The organism is Lactobacillus delbrueckii subsp. bulgaricus (assembly GCF_046938665.1).
In the GTDB taxonomy this organism is placed as follows: Bacteria; Bacillota; Bacilli; order Lactobacillales; family Lactobacillaceae; genus Lactobacillus; species Lactobacillus delbrueckii_C.
In genome coordinates, this window is record NZ_JBKZCD010000024.1 from 20,799 (window position 1) to 30,911 (window position 10,113).

7 protein-coding genes are annotated in these 10,113 nt (G+C 49.6%); all 7 read right to left on the minus strand.

Annotated elements, in window-relative coordinates; translation table 11 throughout:
* Positions 1-5: 5 nt before the first annotated feature.
* Positions 6-1,148 carry a glucose-1-phosphate adenylyltransferase subunit GlgD gene (gene glgD / locus ACLUXO_RS08475; protein WP_412137176.1) on the minus strand — a complete coding sequence of 381 codons (1,143 nt, stop codon included), beginning with the start codon at positions 1,146-1,148 and terminating at the stop codon, positions 6-8.
* A complete protein-coding gene (locus tag ACLUXO_RS08480) occupies positions 1,135-2,283 on the minus strand; it encodes a glucose-1-phosphate adenylyltransferase (protein WP_412137177.1) in 1,149 nt (382 codons plus the stop codon). Before ACLUXO_RS08480 ends, glgD begins: the two co-directional genes overlap by 14 nt.
* 53 nt (positions 2,284-2,336) lie before the next feature.
* The gene (gene glgB / locus ACLUXO_RS08485) at positions 2,337-4,235 is read right to left on the minus strand and encodes a 1,4-alpha-glucan branching protein GlgB (protein WP_412137178.1); all 1,899 of its coding nucleotides are present in this window, start codon (positions 4,233-4,235) and stop codon (positions 2,337-2,339) included.
* A gap of 525 nt (positions 4,236-4,760) precedes the next feature.
* Positions 4,761-5,147 carry a YkvA family protein gene (locus ACLUXO_RS08490; RefSeq protein ID WP_412137179.1) on the minus strand — a complete coding sequence of 129 codons (387 nt, stop codon included), beginning with the start codon at positions 5,145-5,147 and terminating at the stop codon, positions 4,761-4,763.
* Positions 5,148-5,161: 14 nt separating this feature from the next.
* Positions 5,162-5,872: an acetolactate decarboxylase gene (gene budA / locus ACLUXO_RS08495; protein ID WP_412137180.1), complete on the minus strand. Its 711-nt coding sequence runs from the start codon at positions 5,870-5,872 to the stop codon at positions 5,162-5,164.
* A gap of 16 nt (positions 5,873-5,888) precedes the next feature.
* The gene (locus tag ACLUXO_RS08500; protein WP_412137181.1) at positions 5,889-6,257 is read right to left on the minus strand and encodes a hypothetical protein; all 369 of its coding nucleotides are present in this window, start codon (positions 6,255-6,257) and stop codon (positions 5,889-5,891) included.
* A 327-nt stretch (positions 6,258-6,584) separates the two neighbouring features.
* On the minus strand, positions 6,585-10,113 hold a 3,529-nt coding region (locus ACLUXO_RS08505), incomplete at its 5' end, for a MucBP domain-containing protein (RefSeq protein ID WP_412137182.1).

The window sequence follows — 10,113 nt, forward strand, 5'->3', positions numbered from 1 at the left end:
CCCGATTAATCCAGTACGAAGTCCTTGCTGATGACGCTGCCCTTCTTGATGACTACTGGGCTGTCAGGCTTGCCCTTGACGGTCACGCCCTTTTCGATCACCACGTTCTTGTCCAGGATGGCGTATTCAACGTCAGCCCCGCTCTTGAGCTTGCAGTTGGCCATGATTACGGCGTTCTTAGCAACAGAGTCCTTGGCAAAGTTTACTCTTCTGGAAACGACGCTGTTCTTGACTTCACCCTTGACCGTGCAGCCAGTGGAGATCAAGGTGTTCTTGACGTCAGATTCCTTGTCGTAATAAGTGCCGACTTCATTTCTGATCCGGGTGATGATCTTTTGGTTGCCGTAAAGCAGGGAGTCGCGCTTGTCCTTTTCCAGCATGTCCAGGTTGGCCTGGTAGTAGCTGGCAATATCGTGGATGTTGCGCAGGTAGCCGGTGTATTCGTAAGCGTTGGCCTTTTCCTTAACTGCCAAGGCAGCCAGACGTTCTGAAACGTCGTAGGAAGCCCCGCTCTTTTGGGCCTTTTCCAGTTCGTGGATCAGCCAGTCAGTGTCCATCACGTACACATTGGCTGAGAGGTTGAACGGGCCTTCGCTGGTCAGTTCGATAGCTTCTCTTTGTTCAATCACGACATTGTTGTCGCTTAAAACAAAGGTATGGTCGTCTGGGGCCAGGTTGTCCTTTTCCACCCGCTTGAAGACCGGAGTGATCCGGTTGCCGTTGGATTGGTGGAAGTGCAGGATGGCCTTTAAGTCAAAGTTGGCAGCCATCTTGTTGCCGATGAAAACAGCATATGGCATCTTGCAGGTCTTAAGGAAGAGGATCAAGTCATCGAAGTAGTTCTCCCCTCTTGACCGGCGCCGCATCAAGTTCTGGTAGAAGTCCAGGTATTCGTAGGAACCGATCGTGTCCAGCCCCCATTCCTTGCCCCCGCCCAGGTGGTCCAGGTAAGAACGGACCTTTTCCTGGCTGATCAAGGTGTAAACGTGGTTGATGTCAGCGTTGACGATGCTGGAGAGGGCAAAGTCCATCAAACGGTACTTACCGGCAAAGTACAGAGTTGACAGGGCTCTTTCATCGGTCAGCGGCTTCAGCTGGCTGTATTCGTGCTGGTTGCTGAAGATTGCACACATCTTACTTGTTTTCATTTGGTAACACTCCAATCTTTTCCTTGTTGCCGACTACGGCAATTTCCCCATTTTCTTCACCAACGACAGAGTTGCTGCCGATCACGGCGCCTTCGCCGACGATAGCCTTGGTGATCTTGACGTTCTTGCCGATCTTGGCGCCCGGCATGATGATTGAGTCAACAATCTCGCTGCCGCGCTGGACGTCAACGTTGGCTGAGATGATTGAGTGCTTGATCTTCCCGTCAATGTAGCAGCCGTCAACGATCATGGAGTCAGTTACTTCCGCGTTTTCCGTAATCATTTGCGGCGCGTCGATGGTGTTCTTGGAGTAGATCCGCCAGCTGCGGTCATCCAGGGCCAGGCCGTCAGAGCCGTCCAGGAATTCCATGTTGGCCTGCCAGAGAGAGTCGATGGTGCCGACGTCCTTCCAGTAACCTGAGAACTGGTAGGCAAAGACTCTTTCGTCACTCTTTAAGTAGTAAGGGATGACATTCTTGCCGAAGTCGACCATGTCGTCAGCCGTAGCAAAGCCCGCGGTCAGAACGTCGCGCAGCCGCTTCCAGTTGAAGATGTAGATCCCCATTGAAGCGTGGTTGCTCTTTGGTTCAGCAGGTTTTTCTTCAAATTCGATGATCCGGCCGCTGGAGTCGGTGTTCATGATCCCAAAACGCGGTGCTTCTTCCCAAGGCACGTCGATTACGGCCACAGTCAAGGAAGCGTGGTTCTTTTCGTGCTCTGCCAGCATGTCGGCGTAGTCCATCTTGTAGATGTGGTCACCAGACAGGATCAGAACATATTCCGGGTCCTGGCTGTCGATGTAGTCGATGTTTTGGTAGATGGCGTGGGCGGTCCCTTCAAACCACTTGCTGCCGCCGTTGTCCGTGTATGGCTGCAGGATAGTGGCACTGGCATTTAAGCCGTCCAGACCCCAGCTGGAACCGTTGCCGATGTGGTTGTTCAGCCGCAGCGGTTCGTATTGGGTGATGATGCCGACATTGCGCACGCCGGAGTTGGCGCAATTGCTCAGCGGAAAGTCGATGATCCGGTAGCGGCCGCCGAATGGCACGGCCGGCTTAGCTTGATTGGCGGTCAGTTTGCCCAGCCGGGTCCCCTTGCCCCCGGCTAAAATTAAACCTAGCATTTTTGTACTCATGGTTAAAATCCTTCCCTACTTATCTTTTATCTTTAATCTTTTATCACATTACATCAACGTTTCTTCGAACGCTTTCTCTTAATTGTTACCTGGTCAGGCTTGATGATCATGGCACTGAAGCCTGGCAGGTCAACAGAAATCTGGTAGTCGAAATTTTTGAATTTCTCCTCTGTGGTAGCCATTTCCTGTGGTTTCGCGGTCCAGTCGCCGCCAAATTCACTGCGTGAGCTGTTGAGGACTTCCTTATAAGTCCCCGGGTAAGGCACGCCGACTTTAAAGCCGTCACGCTGAACCGGCGTGAAGTTGAGCAGGACGATCAGGAAATCATGCCGCACCTTTCCTTGCCTGATGAAGGACAGGACGGACTGGTCGCGGTTGTCCGCGTCGATGATTTGGACTGACCGGTCTTCCTGTTCTAATTGCCACAAGGCCGGTTCATTCAAGTAAAAGTGGTTCAGTTCCCGGTTGTACTTGAGCATTTTGGCGTTTAACTCATCACTTAAAGAAGACCACTCCAAGCCTTCTTGATAACGCCATTCCAGGTACTGGCCGAATTCCCCGCCCATGAAGAGCAGTTTCTTGCCCGGGTAGGTCATCAGCATGGTATTCAAGTTCCGCAACTGGGCAAACTGGTCAGGCCGGTCGCCAAACATCTTGTTCATCAAGCTGCGCTTGCCGTGGACGACTTCATCGTGAGACAGGGGCAAGATGAAGTTTTCACTCATCCGGTACATGAATGAGAAGGTGGACAGGTCAAAGTTGTCTTTGCGGAAGTATGGGTCCATGGAATAGAAGCGGAGTTCATCATTCATCCAGCCCATATTCCACTTGTAGTCAAAGCCCAGGCCTCCGTCTTCAACCCGGCCGGTAATCTTGACTTGGGAGGAGCTTTCTTCCGCGATCAAGATTCTTTCCGGGTGCATCCCCTTGATGGTCTTGTTGAACTTGTGGAGGAATTCAATCCCTTCGATATTGCGGTTGCCGCCGTACTGGTCAGGCTTCCACTCGCCCGGTCCCCGGTCATAGTCGCGGTAAAGCATGTTGGATACCGCGTCGACTCTGAGCCCGTCCAGGTGGTAGTATTCCAGCCAGAAGAGGGCACTTGACAAGAGGAAGGACTGCACTTGCGGCTTGCCCAAGTCAAAGTTCAAGGCACCCCAGCCCTTGTTTTGGGCCCGCCAGCCTTCTTCAAATTCATAGCAAGGCGTCCCGTCGTAGTAAGCCAAGGCATCGCTGTTGATGCAGAAGTGGCCTGGTACCCAGTCAACCAAGACCCCGATGTTTTCCTTGTGGCAGGCTTCCACGAAGTCCTGCAAATCCCGCGGCTCGCCATATGCCCTCTCCAAGGCAAAGTAGCCGGTCGTCTGGTAGCCCCAGGAGGCGTCCAGCGGGTGGGCAGTCAAAGGCAGGAACTCAATATAGTTAAAGCCTTGCTCCTTAACGTAGGGAATCAGTTCCTTTTGCAAGTCACGCAAAGTGTAGAGGCTGCCATCTTCATGCTGCTTCCAGGAGCTGGCATGCACCTCATATATGTTGATTGGGCGGGCAAAGTGGTTTGACCGCTTGTGCCAGCCGAACCAGGCACCGTCAGTCCACCGCTTCTCCGGCAAGTTGCTTACCACGGCAGCGTTGCCTGGCCGGCGCTCATATTCCAGGGCCATCGGGTCAAATTTCATGACTTCTTCCCCGTCAACCTGCTTGACTAAGAATTTGTACAGCTGGCCAGGCTGGGCACGGTCAGTTTCAATAGACCAAATCCCATAAGCATCCTGCTGCATGGGCAGGTCTTTCTCCCAATTGTTGAAATCGCCGACCAGCCAGACTTGCTGTGCTTTAGGTGCCCAGACACGAAAGGCATAGCCATTTCCAGCCGCATGACAGCCAAGATAATTCTGCAAATACAATTCATTACCAGCGGCAAAGTTCTGTAAATGTTGATCCAGCTCGTCCATTTCTTACCTCACTTCCTATAAAAACATCACCTATTATTCATAAAGTCATCAAATCATTTCCGCGTTAACGCTGTAAGCGTTTTTCGCCTACTTACATTATAAGCCTTTTTTCGTTTTTTTCAGTATAAAAAATGACATTTCTCAAAAAAGCGGCTTTTTTAGCAAAAACTAGATTTTATCTAGGTCAGCGCTTATTTTTTAGCTAAAAAATCGAACGATTCATTAGACTTATAAGGTGTGTAGTTTTACAAATAAATGATACCATATTCTTATTTTGCTTTCATTCGATTGCTGAAACACGTTAAAGCGCTTCCTTTATTGTGGAATCAAGCGCTTTAAAGTAATATAGCCTGGATATTTTTCATATATTTGTACCGTATTTCTTTTTTCTAAAATCATTACATTCTTTCAATAATATTTCAAACAAGTTATTGTTTCCCTTGGACAAAGCGGTGGTAGTAAAAGCGGCAGTAAGGAAAAGAAAAAGAAAAGCCGCTGAACTAAATCAGCAGCTTTATTAATTAATCAGTTATGTATCCCTTGATAGACCAATTTCCCAATCCAGAAGAGGATTAGGAGCCAAAATATGATAATTGGCAAGGCATAGTACCATTTTTTGGGTTTCCCGCTCGTCCACATCCCCTGGCTTTTCTCCAGGCAGTCCTGCCAGACGTCTGCGGGAATCAGCTTGATGGTCAAAGCAGCCAGAAGAGGCAGGATTAAAAGATCGTCTAAATAGCCAATAACTGGAATAAAGTCAGGGATCAGGTCAACCGGGGACAAGGCATAGGCCACGGTTAAAAAGGCCAGGAGCTTGGCCAGCCAGGAGGTCCGCCGGTCTTTGAGGGCAAGAAACAAGGCCGGCAGTTCAACTTTAACTCTGGCGGCCAGGGCTTGGAGCTTTTTCTTCATGTCGTCCTTTCATTTTAGTGTTCAGCCTGCTGGATCTGGTCATTGAGGCTGGCGAGGTCAAAGTTGGCCTGCAGGAAGTCAGCGTTGCTAGTTGGCAGGTGGAGGTCAAAATCCGCAAAGGGCGTAAGACTGAGTTCAGCTTCAGCCAGTTGCAAATCTAAGACATGTCCGCCCAAGGCATGGTCAGCACTTAAATAGTGGAGGTGGAAACCGCTAGAAGCGATACCTTGGTAGAGGTCTGGGACATAGTAGCCGAGCAAGGTACCGGTCGTGTCTTTACCTTCAAAGACAGCCTGCTGGTCAGCGACTTCGCTTAAGCCCGGATATGGCTTTTCTTGCTTGAAGACGGTTCTGGTCTTCATTTTGGCGAAGCGGCCGGTGAGTTTAACCGCGTAGAAGATATTGTCCAGCCCCTGCCCTTTCAAATAGGCTTCAAACTCCGGTAAAGATAACCCGCTTACCTTTTGGCCAGGACTTTTGGGGTCAAAGTGGACGCAGGCAAAGGGCGTTTTGACGTCACCGGATAAGACTTCGACGGTCCCGTCCCGGCGGATGGTGTAGGCTGTTCCGTCAAGGATGACCATTTCACCGTCCAGGCCGCTGCAGGTGCCGATTCCGCTGTCGCCATGTTTCAATAACTCTTCAATCGACATGGTCCCGTCAAAGAGGCCAGCGACCAGCATGGCTAAGGTACCGTGCTGGAAAAGTTTTGGATCCTTACGCATTTTTTCCTCCTATAAATTAGTAATCAAGTTCGCCGGCATGGTGGATCTGCCGGCGGTGCTGCAAGTTAAAGCCGAGGGCATCCAGGGCGTGGCTACTTTGCTGGTAGGTCAAGGCGAAGAGGTCGATCAGGCCGTCGTCAGTGTTCAGCTCGTAGACGAAGGCCGATTCGTTCTCGGGGATAAAGAGGGACTGACGGCTTTCCAGGGTGTCATCTTCTGAGAAAGTGTAGTCATCGATCACTCCTTGGAGAAGCAGGCAAGGCCCTTCTTTTCCGCAGCCAGCAGGGATGGCCTGGTAGACCGCGTCTTGGTTGCTGCGGTTATAGATGACGTCGACGTCAAAGTTTTCCCGGAGATCAACACTGGTGATAAAGAGGCGGTGCAACTGCCGGGCTTGTTGGTAGAAGGAGCGCCAGAAGGCAGCTTTTTCCTCCCCGCATAAGCCAGAAATTTTTTCAGAGATGCTGTAGTCCAGGATTTCGCTGGGATCAATCTCCAGGTCTTCCAGTCAGTCGTTGTCGTATTCATTGTTGTAGTCGGTCATTTTTATCACCCTGCCCTTTCTTAAACTACATAGTTATGCTTTAAAGGCTTTTTGTCAATCCTAAATATGTAAAGTCCGCGAAAAAACTGGAAAAAGGCGAAAAAAAGACATGATCCTTAATTAAAAGAATCATGTCTTGAAAAGCAGTTAGCTTTTTAAAGAAAGAGGCTAGTTCTTGCGCTTCTTATCGATTGCGAGACCAAGCAGGGCGGTCAGGGCCATTACGCCGAGGCCGATGACTGACAGAGCACGAGACTTGTCAGTTGCTTCACCGGTCTGCGGCAATTTAGCTTGCGCGTTTTGCTTCAGACTAGCCGTCTGCTTGCTTGCGCCAGTTGAGAAGGCAGTAGCATTCGGAGTAGCTGGAGCGGTCTTGCCCTTCTTGCCGCCAGGCAGAGTCGGGCTGGTTGGGCCAGTTGGCGCGGATGGCGCACCCTTCTTGCCCGGCTTGTTGTTGCTTGGCTTGGATGGAGTCACGCTCTTGGTGTAAGGAACAGGAGTATCCTTGGTTGGATCTTCTGGAGTTACGCTAGGAACGTCAGTCTTGTAGCCTAAGACATCTGGCGTTGGTTCATTTGGAAGCACCTTGGATGGATCGCTTGGATCATTCTTGTAGCTTGGAGTTTCAGCACCTGGAATTGGGTTGCCGTCCTTGTCTACTGGAACAATCTTGCCGATCTTCTTGTAGGTGAAGACTGCGGTCTTGTCGCTGTCACCAAAAGTACCAGTCGTGTCGGTTGTCTTAACCAATACGTAGCCAGTAATCACCTTGGCGTCCTTAGTCACGTCGTACTTGTCGCCGGACTTGTAGTCAGTGCCCTTAGATACGCTTGGTACAAGATCATTGCCGTTTTCGTCCACAAACTTTTCAGTCAAGCCGTACTTAGCTGCTGGAGTTTCCGGAGTGGTCTTCTTAGTGTAGACAACAGGAGTATCCTTAGTCGGATCTTCTGGAGTTACATTCGGAACGTCAGTCTTGTAGCCTGGTACAGATGGAGTTGGTTCGTTTGGAACTACCTTAGACGGATCATCTGGATCGTTCTTGTAAGTTGGCGTGTCGGCTCCTGGAATTGGGTTGCCCTTTGGATCTACCGGAACGATCTTACCAAGTTTCTTGTAAGTGAATACTGCGGTCTTGTTGCCATCAGTGAAGGTGCCAGTAGTGTCGGTTGTCTTAACCAATACGTAGCCAGTAATTACCTTGGCGTCCTTAGTCACGTCGTACTTGTCACCAGACTTGTAGTCAGTGCCCTTAGACACACTAGGTACAAGATCATTGCCGTTTTCGTCAACGAACTTTTCAGTCAGGCCGTACTTAGCTGCTGGAGTTTCGTTCTTCGTGTAAGGAACAGGAGTATCCTTAGTCGGATCTTCTGGAGTTACCTTTGGAACGTCAGTCTTGTAGCCTGGTACAGATGGAGTTGGTTCGTTTGGAACCACCTTAGACGGATCATCTGGGTCGTTCTTGTAGGTCGGCGTGTCGGCACCCGGGATCGGGTTACTATTTGGATCTACTGGAACAATCTTGCCCAGTTTCTTGTAAGTGAAGACTGCGGTCTTATTGCCATCAGTGAAGGTGCCAGTAGTATCGGTCGTCTTAACCAATACGTAGCCAGTGATTACCTTGGCATCCTTAGTCACATCGTACTTGTCACCGGACTTGTAGTCAGTGCCCTTAGACACGCTTGGTACAAGATCATTGCCGTTTTCGTCAACGAACTTTTCAGTCAAGCCGTACTTAGCTGCCGGAGTTTCATTCTTCGTGTAAGGAACAGGAGTATCCTTGGTTGGATCTTCTGGAGTTACCTTTGGAACATCAGTCTTGTAGCCTGGTACAGATGGAGTTGGTTCGTTTGGAACTACCTTAGACGGATCATCTGGATCGTTCTTGTAGGTCGGAGTATCAGCACCTGGGATTGGGTTACCCTTTGGATCCACTGGAACGATCTTACCCAGTTTCTTGTAAGTGAAGACTGCGGTCTTATCACTCTTTTCGAAGGTACCAGTCGTGTCAGTCGTCTTAACCAATACGTAGCCAGTAATTACCTTGGCGTCCTTAGTCACGTCGTACTTGTCGCCGGACTTGTAGTCAGTGCCCTTAGATACGCTAGGTACAAGATCATTGCCGTTTTCGTCCACAAACTTTTCAGTCAAGCCGTACTTAGCTGCCGGAGTTTCGTTCTTCGTGTATGGAACAGGAGTATCCTTAGTCGGACCTTCTGGAGTTACCTTTGGAACATCAGTCTTGTAGCCTGGTACAGAAGGAGTTGGTTCGTTTGGAACTACCTTAGACGGGTCGTCTGGATCGTTCTTGTAGGTCGGAGTATCAGCACCTGGGATTGGGTTGCCCTTTGGATCTACTGGAACGATCTTACCCAGCTTCTTGTAAGTGAAGACTGCGGTCTTATCACTCTTATCGAAAGTGCCAGTAGTGTCGGTCGTCTTAACCAATACGTAACCAGTAATTACCTTGGCGTCCTTAGTCACATCGTACTTGTCACCGGACTTGTAGTCAGTGCCCTTAGATACGCTTGGTACAAGATCATTGCCGTTTTCGTCAACGAACTTTTCAGTCAAGCCGTACTTAGCTGCCGGTGTTTCATTCTTCGTGTAAGGAACAGGAGTATCCTTGGTTGGATCTTCTGGAGTTACATTTGGAACATCAGTAGTCCAGCCTGGAACCGTTGGAGTTGGTTCGTTTGGAGTTACCTTAGTCGGGTCATCTGGGTCATTCTTGTAGCTTGGAGTGTCAGCACCTGGGATTGGATTATGGTCCTTATCTACTGGAATGATCTTACCAACCTTCTTGTAGATGAAGGTAGCAGTCTTGTCACTCTTGTCGAAAGTGCCAGTCGTTTCATCCGTATCAACCAGAACGTAGCCATTAATTACCTTGGCGTCCTTAGTTACGTCGTACGTTTCGCCAGTCTTGTATTCAGTACCTTTGCTTTCGCTTGGTAACAGTTCATTACCGTCTACATCGACGAACTTCTCAGTCAAGCCGTACTTGGTTTCTGGAGTCTTGACGTAAACGACTTCAGTATCCTTTGCAGGATCCTTCGGCGTTACCTTATCACCAACCTTGTTGTCTCTTGGCTGGTAGCCTTCAACTTCTGGAACAGTTGGGTCTACAACCTTGGTTGGGTCATTTGGATCAGTCTTGTAAGTTGGCGTGTCAGTGTCCTTAATGTGAACACCTTCTTCGTCAACTGGGATCAACTTGCCGTTTGGCGTGTAAGTTACAGTAGCTTTAACATCTGGGTTATCCGGAGTTGCAGTCAAGCCACCTTCACTCTTCTTGTTGGCGTGGTAGCCTTCAACAAATGGAGTATCTTCAAACCCGAATGTCTTAGTGCCCTCCCATGCACTAGTTTCGAGCACCTTGCCAGTTACCTTGTCGATCGTAACTGTCCGCGTGAAGGCTTCCTTTTGAGTTTGCTTCTTGTCAGCCGGAGTCTTATCACCAGCACCTACGTAGTGGATGGTTTGAGTAGCATCCTTAACAAGGTTCTTCCGGTCAGTTTCTTCACCATAAACCGGACTGTTTGGATCCTTAGGGTTGATTGGCGTACCTGGAGTTACTGGGTTTGGATCATTTGGCGTGATGGTCTGAGTCTTGTGCTTCAGGTGAACAACGAAGTTGTTGCCTTCCTTAGCATAAGTCGTAGTTCCGTCCTTAAAGTCGTTTGAAAACAGC

Bases quoted from the DNA above. Each gene is read 5' to 3' on its own strand.
- budA (WP_412137180.1), bottom strand. From the start codon at position 5,872: ATGCGTAAGGATCCAAAACTTTTCCAGCACGGTACCTTAGCCATGCTG.
- ACLUXO_RS08480 (WP_412137177.1), bottom strand. From the start codon at position 2,283: ATGAGTACAAAAATGCTAGGTTTAATTTTAGCCGGGGGCAAGGGGACC.
- ACLUXO_RS08490 (WP_412137179.1), bottom strand. From the start codon at position 5,147: ATGAAGAAAAAGCTCCAAGCCCTGGCCGCCAGAGTTAAAGTTGAACTG.
- glgD (WP_412137176.1), bottom strand. From the start codon at position 1,148: ATGAAAACAAGTAAGATGTGTGCAATCTTCAGCAACCAGCACGAATAC.
- glgB (WP_412137178.1), bottom strand. From the start codon at position 4,235: ATGGACGAGCTGGATCAACATTTACAGAACTTTGCCGCTGGTAATGAA.